The sequence below is a fragment of the Streptosporangium sp. NPDC049078 genome (genome assembly GCF_040648855.1).
Lineage (GTDB): Bacteria > Actinomycetota > Actinomycetes > Streptosporangiales > Streptosporangiaceae > Streptosporangium.
The window spans coordinates 80,512-101,566 of the sequence record NZ_JBEZEL010000028.1 but is presented as its reverse complement, the minus strand read 5'-3'; the positions used below and the strand labels follow the sequence as shown (position 1 = coordinate 101,566).

The 21,055-nt window shown below is 70.7% G+C and carries 15 protein-coding genes; 6 read left to right on the top strand and 9 right to left on the bottom strand.

The genetic code is table 11. The annotated features are described in order from the left end of the window. Positions 1-89: 89 nt before the first annotated feature. The 6 genes from AB0B90_RS36400 to AB0B90_RS36375 form a co-directional block, all read right to left on the bottom strand. Positions 90-929 carry a polysaccharide deacetylase family protein gene (locus AB0B90_RS36400; protein ID WP_362926524.1) on the bottom strand — a complete coding sequence of 280 codons (840 nt, stop codon included), beginning with the start codon at positions 927-929 and terminating at the stop codon, positions 90-92. Positions 930-1,036: 107 nt separating this feature from the next. After that, positions 1,037-2,329, bottom strand: a complete 1,293-nt coding sequence (locus AB0B90_RS36395) for a homoserine dehydrogenase (protein ID WP_350948542.1) — start codon at positions 2,327-2,329, stop codon at positions 1,037-1,039. A gap of 60 nt (positions 2,330-2,389) precedes the next feature. After that, positions 2,390-3,772, bottom strand: coding sequence for a diaminopimelate decarboxylase (gene lysA, locus AB0B90_RS36390; RefSeq protein ID WP_350948541.1), 1,383 nt, complete (start codon positions 3,770-3,772; stop codon positions 2,390-2,392). A gap of 353 nt (positions 3,773-4,125) precedes the next feature. Further along, entirely contained in the window at positions 4,126-4,938 is an 813-nt protein-coding gene (locus AB0B90_RS36385) for a neutral zinc metallopeptidase (RefSeq protein WP_350948540.1), read from the bottom strand. A 43-nt stretch (positions 4,939-4,981) separates the two neighbouring features. Next, positions 4,982-5,737 carry a DALR anticodon-binding domain-containing protein gene (locus AB0B90_RS36380; protein WP_350948539.1) on the bottom strand — a complete coding sequence of 252 codons (756 nt, stop codon included), beginning with the start codon at positions 5,735-5,737 and terminating at the stop codon, positions 4,982-4,984. Between the two features lie 156 nt (positions 5,738-5,893). Continuing rightward, positions 5,894-7,801: a glycosyltransferase gene (locus tag AB0B90_RS36375; protein ID WP_350948538.1), complete on the bottom strand. Its 1,908-nt coding sequence runs from the start codon at positions 7,799-7,801 to the stop codon at positions 5,894-5,896. 71 nt (positions 7,802-7,872) lie between these two features. On the opposite strand from AB0B90_RS36375, the gene AB0B90_RS36370 reads away from it, so the two are divergent. Then, on the top strand, positions 7,873-9,531 hold the full coding sequence (locus tag AB0B90_RS36370) for an asparagine synthetase B family protein (RefSeq protein ID WP_362926523.1): 1,659 nt from the start codon (positions 7,873-7,875) through the stop codon (positions 9,529-9,531). Between the two features lie 577 nt (positions 9,532-10,108). Next, on the top strand, positions 10,109-11,830 hold the full coding sequence (gene treS / locus AB0B90_RS36365; RefSeq protein ID WP_350948536.1) for a maltose alpha-D-glucosyltransferase: 1,722 nt from the start codon (positions 10,109-10,111) through the stop codon (positions 11,828-11,830). Between the two features lie 74 nt (positions 11,831-11,904). On the opposite strand, the gene AB0B90_RS36360 is transcribed toward treS, so the two are convergent. From AB0B90_RS36360 to AB0B90_RS36350, 3 genes are all read right to left on the bottom strand, one after another. Beyond that, positions 11,905-14,184, bottom strand: coding sequence for an FtsX-like permease family protein (locus AB0B90_RS36360; protein ID WP_350948535.1), 2,280 nt, complete (start codon positions 14,182-14,184; stop codon positions 11,905-11,907). 259 nt (positions 14,185-14,443) lie between these two features. After that, positions 14,444-15,196, bottom strand: a complete 753-nt coding sequence (locus tag AB0B90_RS36355) for an ABC transporter ATP-binding protein (RefSeq protein ID WP_362926522.1) — start codon at positions 15,194-15,196, stop codon at positions 14,444-14,446. Next, complete coding sequence (locus AB0B90_RS36350; RefSeq protein WP_362926521.1) at positions 15,193-15,699, bottom strand: PadR family transcriptional regulator; 507 nt, start codon at positions 15,697-15,699, stop codon at positions 15,193-15,195. Before AB0B90_RS36350 ends, AB0B90_RS36355 begins: the two co-directional genes overlap by 4 nt. A gap of 128 nt (positions 15,700-15,827) precedes the next feature. Between AB0B90_RS36350 and AB0B90_RS36345 the strand changes: the two genes are divergently transcribed. The 4 genes from AB0B90_RS36345 to AB0B90_RS36330 all read left to right on the top strand — a co-directional run bounded on the left by AB0B90_RS36345 (position 15,828) and on the right by AB0B90_RS36330 (position 21,041). Beyond that, a complete protein-coding gene (locus AB0B90_RS36345; protein ID WP_350948532.1) occupies positions 15,828-17,102 on the top strand; it encodes an ABC transporter substrate-binding protein in 1,275 nt (424 codons plus the stop codon). Between the two features lie 103 nt (positions 17,103-17,205). Then, positions 17,206-18,534 (top strand): ABC transporter substrate-binding protein, encoded by a 1,329-nt coding sequence (locus tag AB0B90_RS36340; RefSeq protein WP_350948531.1) that lies wholly within the window; start codon positions 17,206-17,208, stop codon positions 18,532-18,534. 12 nt (positions 18,535-18,546) lie between these two features. Continuing rightward, on the top strand, positions 18,547-20,169 hold the full coding sequence (locus tag AB0B90_RS36335) for an ABC transporter permease subunit (RefSeq protein ID WP_362926520.1): 1,623 nt from the start codon (positions 18,547-18,549) through the stop codon (positions 20,167-20,169). After that, the gene (locus AB0B90_RS36330) at positions 20,166-21,041 is read left to right on the top strand and encodes a carbohydrate ABC transporter permease (protein ID WP_350948529.1); all 876 of its coding nucleotides are present in this window, start codon (positions 20,166-20,168) and stop codon (positions 21,039-21,041) included. The genes AB0B90_RS36335 and AB0B90_RS36330 overlap by 4 nt, the downstream gene beginning before the upstream one ends. The last annotated feature ends 14 nt before the right edge of the window (positions 21,042-21,055 follow it).

Here is a 21,055-nt window from a genome sequence, read left to right as displayed (position 1 = left end):
GCCCACTGCTCATCAGAAAGATCCCCTCGCCCCACACCGAGATCATTACGGTGCGGAGCAAAGGACAGCGTCCACTTCTAAAACACGCCCTAGCCCGCATTCCGGTAGCGGGCGCCGACGGCGCTCTGCAGGGTACGAACGACCGTGCCGTGCGACTTCCTGGTCCCGAGCCAGTCGAGGAACCGGTTCAGGAGCCCGGGAGTCGTCGAGTAGAGGCCGCAGTCGTCGCAGACGCGGTGGAAGACGAGCGGAACCAGCCCGCCGCCGGTCTTCTCCGCGTTGAGTACCTGCTGCTTCAGGTGCCGCAGCAGGGTGTCCTCGCGGACGGAGCCGGAGGTGCGGATGTCGTAGCGGTCCTTCGGACGGAAGGGCTCACCGGCCGGGCAGCCGGGGCAGCCCCATTCCTTGAGCCCGCCGACCCCGCGGGCCGCGTCGTAGCCGCACCGCCGAGCCACCGCCTTGGCGTCGGAGTCGACCGCGCCGAACGGGTAGGCGAGGGTCGTGGGCCGGTATCCCCACGCGATCAGCGCCCTGCGGTCGTCGCAGATCTGGCCTTCCTGCTCGCTCCGGGTGAGCTCGGTGAGGCGGACGTGGGTCAGTGTGTGACCGCCGATCTCGTGCCCCTTCTTCGCGATCGCGGCGAGCTCGCGCCGGGTCAGCTTCTCCTCGCCGCCGACGGTGTCGGTGTTGACGTAGAACGTGCCACGCATACCGCGTTTCTCCAGCATGCGGGCGACGGCGGGGTGGGTGGAGTCGCCGTCGTCGAAGGTGAGCGCGACGATCGTTTTGATCTTCTTCGAGGGACGCGCGGTCGCCGCGTGGGCGGCCGGGCTCAGCGTCGCCACGACGGCCAGCGCCGTGGCGAACGCCACCACCCGGTGGAAGACCTTCACGGTGGACTCCCTTTCGCGGAACGGCAGACAGGGCATGAAAGAACCCTATAAGTCGGTAAAGGCCACCAAATGAACCGTTATCAAATGCCCAGGAACCCGATGCCGGGCCGACCCCCGTGGAGGAGAACGGCCCGGCGGAGCCGCTAGGAGGCGTCCTCGCCCTCCACCCGCATGACGCTCACCACGTCGCGGACGATGTCCAGCTCGCGCAGGCCCTCGATCGTGGCGGAGAGCGCGGCGTCGCTCGCCCGGTGGGTGACCAGCACCAGCTGGGCGTCCGCGCCGTGCCCCTCCTGCCTCACGGTCTGGATGGAGACGTCCTGCTTGGCGAACATGTCGGCGACCCTCGCGAGCACGCCCGGCTTGTCGGCGACGTCCAGGGAGACGTGGTAGCGCGTGACGGTCTCGCCCATCGGGTGCACGACCAGGTCCGCGTACGTGGACTCCTCAGGTCCCCGGGTGCCCGCCAGCACGTTGCGTCCCACGGCCACGATGTCGCCGAGCACTGCGCTCGCGGTCGGGGCGCCGCCCGCCCCCGCGCCGTAGAACATGAGCTGCCCGGCGGAGCGCGCCTCGACGAACACCGCGTTGTACGCCTCGCGGACCCCGGCCAGCGGGTGCGTTCTGGGGATCATCGCCGGATGCACCCGTACGCCGAACGACCTGCCGTCCTCGGAGCGGGCGCAGATCGCGAGCAGCTTGATGACGTATCCCATCGCCTTGGCACTGGCCACGTCCGTCGCGGTGATCTCGGTGATGCCCTCGCGGTGCACGTCGGCGGCCGTCACCCGGCTGTGGAAGGCGATCCCCGCGAGGATCGCGGCCTTGGCCGCGGCGTCGAAGCCCTCCACGTCGGCGGTGGGGTCGGCCTCGGCGTAGCCCAGCGCCTGCGCCTCCTCCAGCGCGTCGGAGAACGAGGCCCCGCTGGAGTCCATCTGGTCGAGGATGTAGTTGGTGGTGCCGTTCACGATGCCGAGCACGCGATGCACGTGATCACCGGCGAGCGACTCGCGCAGCGGCCTGATCAGCGGGATCGCGCCCGCGACGGCCGCCTCGAAGTAGAGGTCGGCGCCACCGGCCCTGGCCGCGGCGTGGATGGTCGCCCCGTGCTCGGCGAGCAGCGCCTTGTTCGCCGTGACGACCGACTTGCCGCTGTTCAGCGCGGCCAGGATGAGTGCCCTGGCGGGCTCGATGCCGCCGATCACCTCGACGACGACGTCGATGTCGTCGCGGGTGACCAGGGCCTCGGCGTCCGTGGTGAGCAGGGCGGGGTCGACGTCGGCGTCCCGCCTGCGGCCCAGGCGCCGTACGGCGACCCCGGCGAGCTCCAGCGGCGCCCCGACGCGGGCGGCGAGGTCGTCGGCCTGCTCGTGCATGAGCCTGACCACCTGGGAACCGACGACGCCGCATCCCAGAAGTGCGACTTTCAGTGCCATCCGGTCACGCCCCCTTGTCACTCACACCGTGGACGGCGCTCTCGGCCGCTCCGGGTCGTTTCACAGCTGTCCTCTCAGCAGGTCGTCCTCGGTCTCCCTGCGGACGATCACGCGAGACACCCCGTCCTTGACCGCGACCACGGCGGGCTTGGGGAGGTAGTTGTAGTTGTTGGCGAGCGAGCGGCAGTAGGCGCCGGTGCCCGCGACGGCGATCAGGTCACCGGTGGCCAGGTCGGCCGGGAGCCACAGGTCGCGCACGACCATGTCGCCGCTCTCGCAGTGCTTGCCGACCATGCGCGACAGCATCGGCTTGGCGTCGCTCTCCCTGGAGGCGAGGCGCGCGGTGTAGTCGGCGCCGTAGAGGGCGGTGCGGATGTTGTCGCTCATGCCGCCGTCGACGCTGACGTAGGTGCGCAGGCCCTCGACGTCCTTGATCGTGCCGACCTCGTAGAGCGTCACGCCGGCCAGCCCGGCGATCGCCCTGCCCGGCTCGACGGTGAGCTTGGGCACCGGCAGGCCGGCGCCCCTCGCCACCCTGCTCACGATCTCCCGCAGGTTGTCGGCGATCTCCTTGACGTCGGGCGCGGTGTCGCCCTCGACGTACGGGATGCCGTAGCCGCCGCCGAGGTCGAGCTCGGGCAGCACGACGCCGTGCTCGTCCTTGATCTTGACCAGGAGGGTGGCGAGGCGGGCCGCGGCCACCTCGAACCCCGCGGTGTCGGTGATCTGGGAGCCGATGTGGGAGTGCAGGCCGACGAGCTCCAGCTGGGGCAGGGCGAGGATCCGCCGTGCCGCCTCGGCCGCCGCGCCGCTGCTCAGCGAGAAGCCGAACTTCTGGTCGTCGTGGGCGGTCGCGATGAACTCGTGGGTGTGGGCCTCGACGCCCACGGTGACGCGGATCATCACCTTGGGACGCGTGCCGTGCTTGTCGGCGAGGAAGCCCAGGCGGGCGATCTCCTCGAAGGAGTCGGCCACGATGTGCCCGATCCCGGCCTCGACGGCCTTCTCCAGCTCGGCGAGGGACTTGTTGTTGCCGTGCATGGTGATCCGCTCGGGCGGGAACCCGACGCTGAGCGCGACGGCGAGCTCCCCGGCGCTGCAGACGTCCAGGCCGAGGCCCTCCTGCATGATCCAGCGGGCGACCTCGCGGCACAGGAAGGCCTTGCCCGCGTAGTGGACCTCGCCGCCGGAGAACGCGCTCGCGTAGTCACGGCAGCGGGAGCGGAAGTCTTCCTCGTCCACCACGTAGAGCGGGGTGCCGTGCTCCGCGACCAGGTCCCTCACGTCCGCGCCGCCGATCGTGATCGAGCCGTCGGCGCGGCTCGACGTTCGGGGCCAGATGGTCGGATCGAGCGCGTTCAGGTTTGCGGGTGCGTGCGGAGGGCGCTCCTCGGGCAGCACTTCTGCATGCCGGTCACCGGCGGGGTGGACGAATCGACTCACCCGATCGAGGCTATCGGACCCGGTGATCCCCCTGAGACGATTGCCCACCCATCGAGACGCGATCCTGCTCGAACACGCGAACTTTTTACGTTATGGGCCGTTTTGGCGACATATTTTAAGGTCGCACCGCGACACGATCCTCGGGAGAGACCGGGTGAGCGCGTTCCCGGAGGCCGGAGGACCGAGCGCTCGGCGTGGCGGGTACGGCGGGAAGCCGGACGCGCCGAGCCAAGCGTGAGGGTACGGCGGGAAGCCGAACGCGCCGCGCTCGGCGCGGAAGACAGGCCGGGGAGCCGGACCGAGCGCTCGGGTGCGGAGGGTACGGCGGGAAGCCCGGCGAAGGCCCGCCGAGCCTAGGAGACCTGCTCGGCGGGAGCGCCCCAGGTGTTGCAGGACCCCACGGTGCCGCCCTTCTGGCCGCGCAGCATCCACCCGGCACTGCTCGTCCCCGAGCCGTGCGACTGCCGGTAGCCCGCCTCCGCCCCCTCGTCCGCGCCGGGGCCGCGCCCGGCGAGAAGGCGCAAATTCTCCAGCCGACGCGGTGCGACGCCTCGCAGCGCCACCGCGGCCAGGCAGTCGGCCTGCAGTTCGAGCCGCCGCGACCACGCCTCGTCGAAGGCCTCGGAACCCCTCTGGTCGGCGATCCCGCTCACCTCCTGGACATGGTGGGCGTACTCGTGCGCGAGGGTGAACATCATCGGGAAGGCCCGCTCGCCCTCGACCAGCACGTTCACCACGCGAGGCCCCGGACAGTAGATCCCGGCCCAGTCGTAGTCGTCGATCCCGCACGCGGCCTCCTCGGGGGCGTCGACCAGCCGCACCTCCCCCGGCGGCTCGTAGCCGATCTCCGCCCGCGCCAGGGTGGCCGCCCACATCCGTTCCAGGCAGCCGGCCAGAGCCTCCAACGACGCCCTGACGTCGGCGTCGATGTCTTTCGGCAGGGTGTCGCAGCGGCCGTCGACCGGCTCGGTGTCCCCGTAGAGGCGATGCTTGGCCGCGGCCGAGATGGGCGAGCCGGGGGCGGTGCCGAGGAGCTCCCTGAGGTCTCCGCCGAGATAGGCGAGCCCGCCGAGGATGACGGCGAAGGCGAGCAGGGTCGGCAGCGTCCGCCGGACCACCCCTGATCGGCGCGGCTCGTGCGCCTCCCAGTCACGAGGCCCGACCATTCACCTCTCCCCTGATCCTTTTGAACTCCTTTGGGAGGGTCTATCACAGTCTCTCGGGCGCCGTCTCGCCAAGCGCCGTCAACGCCTCGGCCAGCACGTCCCGCACGGCCCGCGCCAGGCGCACCCGGGCGGTGTGGAGCTCCGACGGCTCCTCGTCCCCCGAGGGAAGCGCGGCGGCCCCCTCGAACGCGTCGTGGTACGCCAGCGCCAGCTGCTCGGCGTAGGCGGCCCACCCGGGGTCCCGGCTCACCCGCCTGCCGTGGATCTCGGCCAGCAGCCTGAGCACCGCCCGGTCCCTGCGGTCCTCCAGCAACTCGGGCCTGAAATCCCCGCCGACGCCGAGCTCGACGGCCCAGCGCTGTACGGCGACCGCCCGCGCGTGCGCGTACCTGACGACGAACCCGGGGTTGGCCCACGTCCTGGGCAGATCCCTCCACGCGGACCCTCCCCCGAGCGTGTCCACGGGAACTCCGCCCTCGGCCACCGGAACGGCGGAGGTGTCACCGGGGGCCACGGGGACCTCCCTCGCGGGAACGGGCTTTTCGCCCGTGGGCACGGGAACGGTCGCGCCGATCTCCGTGACGAGTTCGCCGGGAACGGCCACCACGATCTCCAGGAAACCCCGGGGCCGTACCCGGACGGCCGTGATCCCCGGCAGCGCGCGCAGCCGCTCCGCCAGTTCCTCGGGGTCCTCGCCCCTGCGCAGCGCGACCGGGGAGACGTAGACCGCCTCCCCCACCCACGTCCCCCTGGGAATCGGCGGCAGGCCGAGAACCTCGGCGAGCGTGCCCGGCGTCATCGAAATCCCTCCAGCGTGGCGACCCAGGGCTTCGGCCCCGGAGAGGAAGTCAACCCGGCAGCCTGACTTCCCGGTGAGGTCGTCAGGCGGCGACGGGGCGACCGGCGGTCGGTGACGCCGTCGACCGCCCGACGGTCGCCTGACGGTCGCCGGCGTTCAGACCAGGGCGTGCGGGTCGGCCGGACCGTAGTCGACGAGCTGGGCCGAACCGAGCAGCCAGCGGTCACGGTCGCGGAGGCAGACGTAGCCGAAGCGGTCGGCGGAGAAGACCTTGATCCCGTCCGCGCGGCACTGCCGCATCAGCACGTCGGCCCAGTTGTCCGAGACGTCGGCGAAGCCGATGTCCCGCAGGACCGCGCGGCGGGCCAGCAGGGTGGCTCCCGCGACGTCGGGCAGGTAGGAGTACTCGGCCGAGGGCTGGCGCAGCACGGTCGCCGCGACGTCGCGCAGGTGGGCGTAGTAGGCCGCCTTGCCGACGATGTCGGCACTGGCGAACAGGAACGCCCGGCTGAGATCGGCCAGGTAGTGCTCGCCGTACCGGTCGCGGGCGTCCATGACCGCCACCAGGTCGCCCTGGCACAGGTCGAGGGCCCGGTTGAGCAGGCCGCCCGTGGTCAGGTTGGAGGTGGGGCGGCGCACCGTGACGTGCACGCCGTCGGGCATCGCGTCGCGGGCACGCGCCGCGGCGTCCGAGGCGTCCGACAGCAGCACCAGCTGCACGACGCCCTTCTGCGGCGCGACCTGGGCCAGCGCGTAGTCGAGGTCGCCCCGGTCGATCATGATCACCGAGATGTTCAGGGTGGCCCTGCCGCTGGGCAGGCCGATCGCGTCCAGCAGGTCGTCGACCTTGTTGGTCATCGTGCCCGAGGCGTACGCCTGGCGGAGTGCCAGGTGGGCGCGGCGCGCGTCGGGCTCGGTGCCGATGGGGGTGCCGCAGGCGGCGAGCTCCGCCATCCGCCAGGGCTCCGTGCCCGGCGGGCAGTCGACCGCGACGGGCCAGCGGTAGGAGGTGAGGACGTCCGGGTACGACAGGTGCCCCGGAAGCAGCTCCTCCAGCGAGAGCACCCGCTCGAACCGGTCCCCGGCGAGCGGCAACGGGTTGTGCACGCGCGGCTGGATCGCGAAGGGCAGGATTCCCAGCGAGGGCGCCCGGCGTCCCTGCTCGGGCTCCTGGGCCGCCAGCGCGGTGCCCCACGGCCCCACGGACTTGGGCAGCGCGGTCACGACGTGCTCGAACAGCCGGGCCGCGGCGACGAACTCGGCGGGCGTGCCCCCGGTGTGCCAGAAGACCGTGCGGATGCCCCGCTCCGCGCACCAGGCCAGCAGCGCGTGCAGTCCCTGGCCGGGCCGGCGCAGCTCCTCCGCCCACGGCCCCTCCGTCACCGACTCGACCAGCAGCAGGTGCGGGACCTCGGCGGCCAGCACCCTGGCGAAGTCCTTCGGCGTGAAACCGGTGGTCTGGCGCCACTCGTAGCGCAGCAGCGCCTCGCCGTGCGGCGCGGCGATCACGGCGGCGGTGAGGTGCGGGCGGGTGTTCGGGCCGGTCGGGACGCGGTACGGCTTGAGCTTCACCGGCCTGCCGCCGACGGTCCTGACGGAGCTGGTGGCCTGGAAGGACGCCCCGGGCACCGGCGCCTTGTCGCCCGCCTTGCGCGGCACCGGCTGGCGCTTGGGAGCGGTCGGGCGCTTGGCCGGCTTGGCCGCCCCGCGCAGGCCGCGCGCCAGCCGCACCGGGTTGCTCTTGCCCGTCTTGATCGCGTCGCCCAGCCGTGACCAGCGGGCCACCTGCACCGAGGAGAGCTTCCACTTCGCCACCTCGGCCTGGTAGCGCTGCTCGGCCAGCTCCTTGCGGAGCTTCTCCTCGGCCGCGTTCGCGGCTTCGAGCCGCTCCTCGGTCTCGCTCAGCAGCTCCTTCACCCCGCGCAGCTCCTCGGCCGCACGCTCCGCATCGGCGATCTTGGCCTGTGCCGCGTCGAGCAGGCGGGCCAGCTCGGAAGCCCTCTCCGCGTGCGCCACCGCCTCCCGCAACGCCTGTCGTGTGCTTTCGAGTTGCTCGCCCGCCACGCCGTCCTCCGTTTCGTGAGCCGGGCGAAAGGATACCCTTTGGTCAATCGCGACACAGAGGAGTCAGCACGGTGCAGTGGCCGACGTTCAATGTGAGGCCGTACGTCTGCGGCGGCATCGGACACCTCGACGAGGCCGTCCTGGAGAGGTTGCGCGAGGCGGGGCCGCGGGTCAGACCCGCCGTCCAGGCCCAGAACGCGGCCCTGTTCAGTTCCTCCCCGCTGCCCCCGTACCGGCGCGACGAGCGCACCTGGGCCTTCGCCTGGGGCGAGCGCAGGCCCGGCGGCGCGGCGCCGTGGATCACGGTGGCGGAGACCTACGAGACGCCCGGCCTGATCGACGACGGTGAGCGGATCACGCTGCACACCGGAGGTCTCGGCCTCGTGGACGTCTACTACCTGTCCTACGGCGGGGCCGTCTACTTCTCCTCGCTGCTCGAACCGCTGCTCTCCCTCGCGCGCACGCCGTACGAGATCAACTGGGACGCCTGGGCCTCGATCATCCAGCTCACCTTCCCGCTGCGCGACGACACCCCGTACACGCAGGTGAAGCGGCTCGCGGGGGCGAGCGCGCTCGTCTTCGACCGGGCGTCGGACCGGATCGGCGTCGAGCGGATGCTGCCCCGCTGGCTGCGCGAGGAGCCGTACGAGGCGGGCAGGACCGCCGGGGAGATCCTGGAGATCCTGCACGAGGTCTACAAGGAGTTCGACGGGCGCCCGCTGCTGGTGCCGGTCAGCGGCGGCTACGACTCACGGCTGCTGTGCTCGGTGGCGGTGGCGCGCGGCGCCGACGTGGAGTCGTGGACGACCAGCCCCGACGACGGCACCGACACCGACATCGTCTTCGCCAAGGCGATCACCCGCGAGCTGGGCGTACGCCACAGGGTGATCACCCAGGACGCCGACTCCTATCCCGACGACGCACTGGCCGCGGCGCGGCGGCTGGAGTTCCTCACCCCGCACCACGCCTGGTACACCCCGTTCGCCCGCGAGGTGCACCGGGCGGGGCGGACCCTCGTCGACGGGCTGGCCGGAGGGCCGCTGCTGAAGAACTTCATGGTCAGCGGGGCCGCGCTCGGCGCCTCCACGCAGGCCGAGCGCAATGCCGCGCTGCTCGGCTCGCTCGCGCTCGGCTCCCCGTCCGTGCCGTTCCTGTCGGAGGGGGCCGAGGCGTGGATCACCGACAGCGTGAGACACGCCTTCACCCAGTCGACCGCGATGCTCAACGGCCACCGGGCCGAGTTGCCGCTCTCGGTCCTGCACACCAGGACCGCGCGGGGCATCGCCCGCTCCCCGGTCAACCTGGTCGGCCCCGAGGCCTCCTTCGCGGCACCGTTCATCCACCCCGCCTTCTTCGACGCGGCGCTCTCGGTCGGCGTGCACCGCAAGGACCAGGGGCGCTTCTACCGCGAGGTCCTGTACGCGGCCAACCCGCGCGTGGCCGCGCTGCCCTCCACCAACGTGGTCAAGCAGCCGCTACAGCGGGTCCCGCTCCGCTCGGCCGCCGCGCCCGCCAGGGAGTACAGCCACCTGATGCTCACCCGGGTCGCCGGCGCCGTGCCCTCGCTGCTGTCGGAGCAGCTCCACGCCGTGGTCGCCGAGGGCCCCGACGCGCTGGCGCGGTTCAACGGCTGGAACGACCGATTCTGGGTGCGCGGCCTCGTGCTGTTCGGCGCCTGGCTCGGCGACTACCGGGACCACCTTCCCGACCTCACCCCGCCCTGGAACTGATCCCCTCTCCCTCCGCGCCGGGAGCGGCCTCCGTCCGTTCCCGTTCCCGCCCGGTCCTTTCCGAGTCGTCCGTTCCGCGAGGGTTTCTCCGTGCCCCGTGAGTGCCCCGCGAGTGCCCCCGGAGTGCCCTGAGAGTGCCCCGAGAATGCTTTCGGGAATGCTCCGGGGACCTGATGCGCAACATCCGCGCAAAGGACCGGCTCCCGGCCGCGCGGGAGGGTCCGTGTATCGGCCCGATCCCCGGGCATAGGACGAGGTCACCCCTCTGCGGCGTGTCGTGTTTCACGCAGGAAAACAATCAGCGACGCGACGATTACGCGGTCGTGGCGCGATGCGCGCGAAAATTCCGTGGGGCGGGGGCGATGTACCACGCCAAGAGGGCTTCGGGGGTCTCAGGTGGCTGGTAGTGTTCGGCCCAGAAAGCGCCACAACGGACAGTCCTGAATCACAAATTCGTCCTGTCCGCGGCCATGGAGCTCGTGGGGATGACGGCTCCCGCCGGCGCGGTCACCAAACATCATCAGCCGGAGCATCCGGTGACTTCGTCCTGCCCTTCATCACCGTGAGCGAGAACACGATGAACCCATCCCCCCTCCCCTCCCCTTCCCAGGAGTCCGTGGCCGAGGACTTCGTCTCGGCGGATCCCCAGTGGTACAAGCGCGCGGTCTTCTACGAGGTGCTGGTCCGCGGGTTCAAGGACTCCAACGGCGACGGCACCGGTGACCTGCGCGGTCTCATCGAGAAGCTGGACTACGTCGAGTGGCTCGGCGTCGACTGCCTGTGGCTCCTTCCGCTGTACGAATCTCCCCTACGTGACGGCGGATACGACATCTCCGACTACATGAAGATCCTTCCGGACTTCGGGGACCTCGGGGACTTCGTGGAGCTGATCGAGTCGGCGCACCAGCGGGGCCTGCGCATCATCACCGACCTGGTGATGAACCACACCAGCGACAAACACCCCTGGTTCCAGGCGTCCCGGCACGACCCCGAGGGGCCGTACGGCGACTTCTACGTGTGGTCCGACACCCCGACCGGGTATCCCGACGCGCCGATCATCTTCATCGGTGCCGAGGAGTCCAACTGGACCTACGACCCGGTCCGCAAGCAGTACTACTGGCACCGCTTCTTCCACCACCAGCCGGACCTGAACTACGAGAACCCGGCGGTCCAGGAGGCGATGCTGGAGGTCCTGCGGTTCTGGCTGGACCTGGGCATCGACGGCTTCAGGCTCGACGCGGTGCCCTACCTCTTCGAGCGCGAGGGCACCGACTGCTCGGGCCTGCCGGAGACCCACGCGTACCTGAAGAAGATCCGCGCCGAGGTCGACCGCCTCTACCCGGACCGGGTGCTGCTCGCCGAGGCCAACGGCTGGCCCGAGGACGTGGTCGAATACTTCGGCGACCCCGCGACCGGCGGCGACGAATGCCACATGGCCTTCCACTTCCCGCTCATGCCGCGCATCTTCATGGGGGTGCGGCGGGGCAGCCGCGAGCCGATCTCCGAGATCATGTCGCGGACCCCGAAGCTCCCCGACAGCGGCCAGTGGGGCATCTTCCTTCGCAACCACGACGAGCTGACGCTCGAGACGGTCACCGAGGAGGAGCGCGACTACATGCACGCCGAGTACGCCAAGGACCCGCGCATGCGGGCCTACCTCGGCATCCGGCGCCGCCTCGCCCCGCTGCTGGAGAACGACCGCGACCAGATCGAGCTGTTCACCGCGCTGCTGCTCTCGCTGCCCGGCTCCCCGGTCATGTACTACGGCGACGAGATCGGCATGGGCGACAACATCTGGCTGGAGGACCGCGACGCGGTCCGCACCCCGATGCAGTGGAGCCCCGACCGCAACGCGGGCTTCTCCACGGCCGACCCCGGACGCCTGTACCTGCCCGTCGTCATGGACCCGATCCACGGATACCAGGCGGTCAACGTGGAGGCGCAGCAGAAGAACCCCGCCTCGCTGCTCCACTTCACCAGGAACATGCTGGCGATCCGCCGCAGCCACCAGGTCTTCGGCACCGGCGTCTACAACGAGCTGTGGTCGAGCAACCCGGCGGTGCTCAGCTTCGTCCGCGAGGACGGCGAGGACCTGATGCTGTGCGTCAACAACCTCTCGAAGTATCCGCAGCCGGTCGAGCTCGACCTGCGCCGCTTCGCGGGCATGATCCCCGTCGAGGCGAGGGGCGGGGTGCGGTTCCCCCCCGTGGGCACCCTGCCGTACCTGCTCACCCTGCCCGGCCACGGTTTCTACTGGTTCTCGCTCAAGAACGCCGACGTCCCCGGCATCGACGGCTGAACCCCCTTTTCCGCGACGGCCCCGGGACGGTCACCGTCCCGGGGCCGTCCCGGGTGAACCCCGACGAGTTCCGGTCATCTCGCGGTGACCGGGACCTGGGCGCGGGCCGCGTACCCCGCCGGGATCAGCGTCACCAGCAGGGCGCTCCCCACCGCGACGAGCACCGCGACGGCGAGCGTCAGGACCGAGGGCGTACGGCCGATGCCCGCGCCGACACCGCTGGTGTGCCCCTGCAGGTCGATCAGCCCGCCGACGAGTGAGGCCCCGGCCACGGTGCCCGCGACCACCCCCAGCACGATCAGCAGGCCGGTCCCGGTGACCAGGGTGGCCGCCACCTGCCGGGGGGTGAGACCCATGGCCTTGAGCACCGCGAGGTCGAGGGCGTGGTCGCGCAGGCCGAGGGCGCTCGCCGTCAGGAGGTTCGCCAGGCCGAGCAGGGCGAGCACGACGATCAACGCCACGATCACCACGCGGATGATCGCGAGCCGTTCCGCCGGGTTCACCACCCGCCGTACCTCGAGGGCCTCTCCCGAGGCGACCATCAGCCGCGCCCTCACCTCCGCCGGGTCGGCGCCCGGCCTGAGCACCAGACTGTAGAACTGCGGCGGCACCGCGTCCTTGGCCGCGAGGCTGTCGATCCCGAAGGAGAGCACCTCGCCGTCCTGGTCGGGCTCCACCACCCGGCCCACCAGGTGCACGATCAGCGGGGTGCCGCCGACGGTGAGCCGGATCCGGTCTCCGATCTTCACCCCCAGCAGGTCGAGCAGCCCCTGCCCCGCGACGGCCTCCCCCCTGGCGGCGTACATCCGCCCCTCGACGACCGAGAAGGGGTACGGCTCGGCGGAGGTTCCGGCGGCGCGGGCCAGCACACTCCTGGTCTGCTCGGGCTCCAGCGCGGGCACCTCGGTGCCGGGGTAGACCGCCAGCACCCCCGGGTCGGCCCTCGCGATCCGCAGGGCGTCGTCGGCCGAGAGCTTGTCCGGGCGAACCGTGAGCGCCGCCGCCTGGCCGACCCGCTCCGGGTGCCGCAGGAAGTCGTCCAGGGTGGCCCAGCAGCCGAGCCCAATAGTGATCATCATCATCGGGATCGCGACGCCGAAGATGCTCAGGAACGCCGGGACGCGACGGGTGAAGGCGTCCCGGGTGCCCAGGACCAGGGCGGGAGGCAGCCGTACGAGGAGCGCCAGGCGCGCCAGCCGGGACAGGTGCCTCCTGGGCGGCGCGACGGGCGCCGCGGGGACGGGAGGGGTGCGGCCGCCCCGCCAGGCGGGCAGCGCCACCGCGATCAGGACCACGGCGGCGGTGCCGCCGGTGATGGCGAGCAGCGGGACCGGGGAGAGCGGCAGTATCGGCACCCCGTCCAGGACGAACGAGGCCGCGATCTGCCCGCAGACCAGTCCGAGGGCGATGCCGAGCAGCCCGAGCGCACCGTGCTCGGCCATGAGCACGCCGAACACCTGGCCCCGGGTGTAGCCGAGGGACTTGAGGGTGGCGATGTCGCGCGTCTGGCTCAGCACCCGGCCGCCCACCGCGTTGGCGATGGCGAGCGCGGCGGCCACCAGCCCGGTGATTCCGAACAGCGCGAGCAGCAGGCCGAGCAGCCGGTTGTCCAGCTCCATCGAGGCGCGGACCTCACGCCAGGTGGACATCCGCTGGATCTGCTCGTCCAGGAGGGTGACGGCGCCGTGGACGGCGGGCAGCGTGGCCTCCCCGTCGGCCAGGCGCAGCCCGGTGACCGACTCGCTGCGCCCCAGCGCGGGCTCGACCCTGGCCAGCACGGGCGCGAGCGTCCAGGCGAGGCCGGGCGTCCACTCGGGGTAGAACCCCTGGTCGGCGGTGTCGGCCAGGCCGACCACGATGAGCGGGTGGGTGGCGCCGTTGAGCGCGGTCACCGGGAAGGCTCCGCCCACCCTCAGGCCGAGCGCCTTGGCGAAGGAGCGCTCGACGACCACGCCGTCGGTGTCGCCGGAGCGCAGCGGGCGCCCCTCGCGGATCAGCGGGGCGGCGACCCGGGGCGGCGTCGCGGACATCTCCCGCAGCGCCACCGGCGACCTCTTGCCGTCCAGCGTGAGGGTGACCGGAGCCGACCGGTAGGGGCCCGCGACCTGGACCACGCCGGGCAGCCTCGACAGCGCGGCCGGGTCGGGGGCGTCCTTGGTGTGTATCCACACGTGCGCGCCCCTGGACTCGGCGAACAGCCCCCGCCACGGGTTGGTGCCGTCCTCCAGGAGGGTCGCGGAGGTGATCAGCGCCGTGACGATCCCGGCGACGGCGAGCAGCGTGAGCAGCGCCTGGCCCCTGCGGGCCCTGATATCGGCGCGGATCCACCTCACGGAGGCGCGGACGGTGCTCACCGCGATGCCTTCCGCATGATTCGCGAAACCCGTGGGGCCCCCGAAGCCCGCGGGACCGTCGGACCGGCGAGCCCCGAAGCCCGCAAGGCCGTCGGACCGGCGAGCCCCGAAGCCCGCAAGGCCGTCGGACCGGCGAGCCCCGAAGGCACCGGCGGAGGCGAACCCGTGATGCCGCCCGCGACGACGTCGCCGACCCGGAGGAGCCTGGGGAGCACGGGCCGAGGCGGCCCCTCGGACGGGGAGGGCAGAAGGCGCACCGTCAGCCTCTCAGCTCGACGACGTCGCCGGCGCTGCCCTTGGGGCGGCGGCGGACCAGCCCGGCGCCCCCGTCGTCGACGACCTGGCCGTCCAGGAGGGAGACCACCCGGTCGGCCAGGCTGGCGACCCTGGCGTCGTGGGTGACCAGGATGATGGCCTGGCCCTCGCGGTGGACCTCGCCGAGCAGGCGCAGGACGTCGCGGGTGTTGCGGCTGTCGAGGTTGCCGGTGGGCTCGTCCGCGAGCAGCAGGCTCGGCTCGTTGGCCAGCGCGCGGGCGAGCGCGACCCGCTGCTGCTCGCCCCCGGCGAGCTGCGAGGGGGCGGCGTCGGCGCGGGCGGTGAGGCCGAGCTCGCCGAGGAGGTATTCGCGGCGGCGGCGGGCCTCGCGCGTGGAGGCCCCCGCCAGCAGCGCGGGCAGCTCGACGTTGTCGGCCACGGTCATGTTGGCGACGAGATTGAAGAACTGGAAGACGAAACCGATCCTCCGGCGGCGAAGCAGCGCCCAGGCGCTCTCGCTGAGCGTGTCGGCCCGCTGCCCGTCGAGCCAGATCTCACCGCTGGTCCTCGCCTCAAGACCGCCGATCATGTGGACCAGGGTGGACTTTCCCGAGCCGGAGGGGCCCATGACCGCCACGAACTCCCCCGGGCTCACCCGCAGGTCGACCCCTCGCACCGCGGGCACCGGCACCCCGCCGTCCTGGTAGATCTTGACGAGGTTGACGGTTTCGACCACGGGAACCACGGGAGAGGTCAACTCAGCTCCTCCTGGCAGCGTTCGAGCCAGTCGAGGTCGGCCTGGAGGTGCAGCATGGCCCCCTCGACCAGCAGGAGCGCGACCTGGTTCTCCGGGTCGGTCCGCTCGGCGAGTTCGTTGAGGTCACGCATGAGTCCGAGGTAGTGACGGCGCTGGCGATTGATCATCGCCATTCTGTCGGCGATGCCGGTCATCGGGGCCAGCACGAGCTTCATGAAGAACTCGTCCCGGACCCTGGGGCCCTCGGTGGGCTCGTCCACCCACGTGTCGAGGATCTCGCGGCTGGCGGCCGTCAGGTAGTAGACCTTCTTGTTCGGCCGGTTGGACTGCTCGACGTCCACGGCGCGCACCAGACCGTCCTTCTCCAGACGGCCGAGCGTGACGTAGATCTGCCCGATGTTCGGTGAAGGGTAGGCGCTGCCGAAGATCTGTTCAAGTGCCTGTTTGAGCTCGTAGCCGTGGGCAGGTTCCTTCGCGAGGAGCGCCAGCAGCGTCAGCCGCACGCCCCACCTCCTCGGAGAGCTCGTTACGTGAGCGTTACGGGGTTATCCGTTGACGGTGATGATACCGCTATGCATAACATGCATGCATCTACCTAACACGTATGTAACCAACTGGAAACCGGGAGGTCATGGTGCGCCGACTCATCCCCGTCGCGCTCGCCGTGCTTCTCGTGGCGGGGTTGGCGGGATGTTCGGCGGCCGGCGCCCAGGAGGATGAGCGGTTCGGCGGGACCGGTCCGTTCACCCTGGTGATCGGACGCCCCGCGACCGCCTACCTGCAGCCGCTGCTCGACCGCTGGAACCAGGCCCACCCCGGGGAGCGGGCGACCCTGCTCGAACTCCCCGAGGCCGCCGACGAGCAGCGGGCGCAGATGGTCGCCAACCTCCAGGCCAAAAGCGACCGATACGACGTGATCGGATTGGACGTGATCTGGACCGCCGAGTTCGCCGAGGCCGGCTGGATCCTGCCGCTGGAGCGCACGATGTTCCCGCTCGACCGGTTCCTGCCGCCGGTCGTCGACACGGCGGTCTACCGGGGCAAGCTCTGGGCGGTTCCCTACACCAGCAACGCCGGCCTCCTCTACTACCGCAGGGACCTGCTGGCCAAGGAGGGCTTCAAGCCGCCGAAGACCTGGGCGGAGTTGCGCACCCAGGCGCGCGCCCTGCACGACAAGTACGGCATCGGCGGCTACGCGGGGCAGTTCCTGGCCTACGAGGGCCTGACCGTCAACTTCACCGAGGCCGTGCAGTCGGCGGGCGGGCAGATCCTCAGCCTGGACGGCACCAAGGTGACCATGGACGTGGCCAAGGCGAAGGTCGGCCTCGACTTCCTGATGGACGGGTTCCGGGAGGGTTGGATCCCGGAGGAGTCGCTCTCCTACAAGGAGGACGAGGCGCAGCTCGCCTTCGAGGAGGGACGGCTCGCCTTCGCCCGCAACTGGCCGCACGCCTACGGACCGGCCACCACCTCGGCGGTCGCCGGCAAGTTCGGGGTGACCCGGCTGCCCGGCCTCGACGGCCCCGGCACCGGTTCGCTCGGCGGCTACAACCTCGCGGTGAGCGCCTTCTCCAAGCGGCAGAAGTCGGCCACCGAGTTCATCCGCTACTTCACCGGCCTGGAGAACCAGCGGCGGGTGCTCGCCGACGGCTCGTTCCCGCCCGTGTGGGCCGAACTGTACGACGATCCCGACCTGATCAGGCGTTTTCCCTACCTGCCGGTCCTGAAGCAGAGCATCCTCTCCGCTCGGCCCAGGCCCGCCGGCGCCAACTACAACCAGGTGAGCCTGGTGATCGCCAGCGCGGTCTCCAACGCCCTCACACCGCCTTTCGCGAAGGACGGCGACGGCGACGACGTCGTCTCCTCCATGAAGGGCCAACTCGAAGAGATAATCCGGGCCCAATGAGGCCGGGGCATCCCCCGGCAGAAGCCGTCATCCCCATTTCGGCTGGTTGTTCGTCCTACATATCCCGATTTCAAGCCTCAATGTCTCAGGAGGTCTGTTCAGTATGCGCAAAACCATCGCAGCGGTGACGACGGCGGGACTCGCCCTGGCACTCGCCGCGTGCGGCGGCGGCGAGTCGGCCGCCCCCGCACCGGCCACGAGTGACAGCGCGCCCGCGTCGGCCCCGGCCGCCAAGAACCTCGCAGGGGTGACCGTCGAGGTCGCCGCCAAGTGGACCGGCGCCGAGCAGACCAACTTCGAGCAGGTGCTCAAGGCGTTCGAGGAGAAGACCGGCGCCAAGGTCACCTACGCCTCCACCGGTGAGGACACCGGCGCCTACCTCGGGCCGCGCATCGAGGGCGGCAACCCGCCGGACGTCGCGATCCTGCCCCAGCCCGGCCTGGTCCAGCAGTACGCGGACCAGAAGGCGCTCAAGCCGCTCACCGCCGAGGTCCAGAAGCAGATCGACGACAACTACACCCCGTACTGGAAGGAGCTCGGCTCCGCCGACGGCCAGGCCTACGGCGTGCTGGTGAAGGCGGCCCACAAGTCGCTCATCTGGTATCGCGACCAGGCCTTCCAGGACGCCGGTGTGACGCCCCCCGCCACCTGGGACGACCTGATCAAGGCCGCCCAGACGATCGCCGACTCGGGCACCCCGCCGTTCTCCCTCTGCGGCGCCTCCGGCTGGACCCTGACCGACCTGTTCGAGAACGTCTACCTGTCCTCCGCGGGCCCGGAGAACTACACCAAGCTCTCCAAGCACGAGATCCCGTGGACCGACCCCAGCGTGACCACCGCGCTGGAGAAGATCGCGCAGCTCGTCGGCAAGAAGGAGTTCCTGCTCGGCGGCTCCGCCGGCGCCCTGCAGACCGACTTCCCGACCTGCGTGACCCAGGTCTACGGCCAGGACAAGTCGGCGATGGTCATCGAGGCGGACTTCGTGGGCGTCACGGCCGAGCAGTCGGGCGCGAAGCTCGGCGAGGAGGCCAAGTACTTCCCGTTCCCCAAGGTCGGCGACACCGAGCCGGTCGTGCTGGGCGGTGACATCGCGGTGGCGCTGAAGGAGTCCGAGGGCTCGATGGCGCTGCTGGAGTTCCTCGCCTCCAAGGAGGGCGGCGAGGTCTGGGCGAAGCTTCCCGGCTACCTCTCTCCCAACCGCAACGTCTCACCGGACAACTACCCGGACGACATGACCAAGAAGCTCGCCGAGACGATCATCGCCGCCGGTGACACGGTCCGCTACGACATGTCCGACCTCGCGCCCAGCGCCTTCGGTGGCACCGACGGCAAGGCCCTGTGGAAGTACCTGCAGGACTTCGTGCGCACCCCCTCGGACATCAAGGGCATCCAGGACAAGCTTGAGGCCGAGGCCAAGAAGGCCTGGAAGTAGGGGAGTAAGGCCGTGACCGACCGGTTAGACGGCCCGCAGGGTTCGCGTGGCGGCGACGACGCCGCCCGCGGTCCCTCCTCCGGACCTGACGACACCCAGCGGCCGGCGCGAGGCGCCGGCTCCCCCCACACCTCTGACGCCACCCCGTCCGCCGACGAGCCCTCGAAGACCTCCGGGACCCCGGAGACCCCGGAAACCTCGGAGAAGACGGACGGCGGGGACGGCCACCCGGCCCTCGCCGACGTCAGGTCGGACGACCCGGCCGCACCGGCCGCCGAGCCGGAGCTCGCCACGGCGGGGGCGGCCGCCCCGGCGGCCACGCCCGCGAAGGTGCCCGCCGGGGCCTCCCGGCTGGGGCCGCCGCCGAGGATGGCGATCTGGTTCCTGCTGCCGGGCGCGCTCGTACTCGGCGTGATGGTGATCTACCCGATCATCTACTCGATCTTCCGTAGCCTCTACGACGCCGACGGCAGCACCTTCGTCGGGGCGGAGAACTACGCGACGATCTTCAGCGACTCCTCCACCCTGACCACGATCAGGAACAACCTGATCTGGGTCGCGGTGGCTCCCGCCCTGGTCACCGTGATCGGCCTCGTCTTCGCGGTGCTGACCGAGCGGATCCGCTGGGCGACCGCGTTCAAGCTGGTCGTGTTCATGCCGATGGCCGTCTCCCTGATGGCCTCCGGCGTCATCTTCCGCCTCGTCTACGAGCAGGCCCCCGACCGGGGTGTGGCCAACGCGGTGATCACCTCGGTGACCGGTCTCTTCGGTTCGAGCAACGGCTACCCGGACGCCCGCCCCAGGGAGAACGACCAGTCCCCCGTCACCGCGGAACAGGGCGGCGGGGTGGTCACCAAGCAGCCCGCGCAGCCGGGGCAGGCGGTGCTCCTGCCGCTCGTGGGCGTGAAGCCCGACACCCTCGCCTCGGCCTCGACGGCGAAGGCGGTCCAGCCGGGTCCCGGCGAGCTGGCGGGGACCGTCTGGGTCGACTTCACCCAGGGCGGTGGCGGCGCGGCCAACGAGGTGGACGGCACCGAGAAGGCCCTGGCCGGGATGACGGTCGAGGCGGTGCAGGACGGCGCCGTCAAGGCCACCGCCACCAGCGGGGCCGACGGCACCTTCCGCTTCACCGGGCTCGCTCCGGGCGAATACCAGGTGCGACTGCCGCAGTCGAACTTCGAGGCGGCGTTCGGCGGGATCCCCTGGCTGGGCCCGACACTGATCACTCCGGCGATCATCGGCGCGTTCGTCTGGGTGTGGGCCGGGTTCGCGATGGTACTGATCGCGGCAGGGCTCGCGGCCATCCCGCGCGACGCGCTGGAGGCGGCCCGCATCGACGGGGCCACCGAGTGGCAGGTGTTCCGCAAGATCACCGTTCCGCTGCTCTCCCCGGTACTGCTCGTCGTGTTCGTCACGATGATCATTAATACCCTGAAGGTCTTCGACCTGGTCTTCGTCATCGCACCGGGATCGGTGCAGCCGCAGGCCAATGTGATCGCGCTGGAGATGTGGCGGGTCTCGTTCGGCGGAGGCAGCAACCAGGGGCTGGGCAGCGCGCTCGCCATCTTCCTGCTGCTCCTCGTCCTTCCCTTCATGATTCTCAACATCCGCCGGTTCAGGAGGGACAACCAGTGACGACCTCCACCCTTGGCACCCCACCTCGCGGCGTCCTCGGCAGGATCGTGGACCGGCTGGGCAACGGCCTGGTCCAGGCGGTACTGGTGCTGGTCGGCCTGTTCTGGCTGGTTCCCACCCTGGGCCTGTTCGTGGTCTCGATCCGCGAGGAGGCGGCCAACAACTCCAGCGGCTGGTGGACGATCCTCACCAAGCCGGCCGAGCTGACCCTGGAGAACTACTCCAACCTGCTCGCCACCGGGTTCACCGCGTCGTTCTGGAACACCGTGTTCATCACGGTGCCCTCGACCATCCTGGTGATCGGCATCGCCGCCATGGCGGCGTACGCGTTCGCCTGGATGGAGTTTCCCGGCAGGGACGCGCTGTTCCTGGTGGTGGTCGGCCTGCTGGTGGTGCCGACCCAGATCGCGCTGATCCCGATCGCGAAACTGTACGGCTCGGCCGGGATCTTCGGCTCCATCGCGAGCGTGGTGCTCTTCCACGTCGCCTTCGGCCTCCCCTTCGCCATCTTCCTGCTCCGCAACTTCTTCGCGGGCATCTCACGCTCGCTGCTTGAGGCGGCGCGGATGGACGGCGCCGGGGAATGGAAGATCTTCTCGACCGTGGTGTTCCCGCTGGCCAAACCGGCGGTCGCCTCGCTCGGCATCTTCCAGTTCCTCTGGGTCTGGAACGACCTGCTCGTCTCGCTGGTCTTCGCCAACACCGAGAACCAGCCGATGACCAAGGCCCTACAGTCCCAAATGCGGCAATTCGGGACCAACGTGGACATTCTTGCGCCGGGCGCTTTCCTGTCGCTGATTATCCCGTTGATCCTCTTTTTCGCCTTCCAGCGGTATTTCGTCCAGGGGATGATGGCTGGCTCGGTGAAATAGTTAACAGGGGCAGG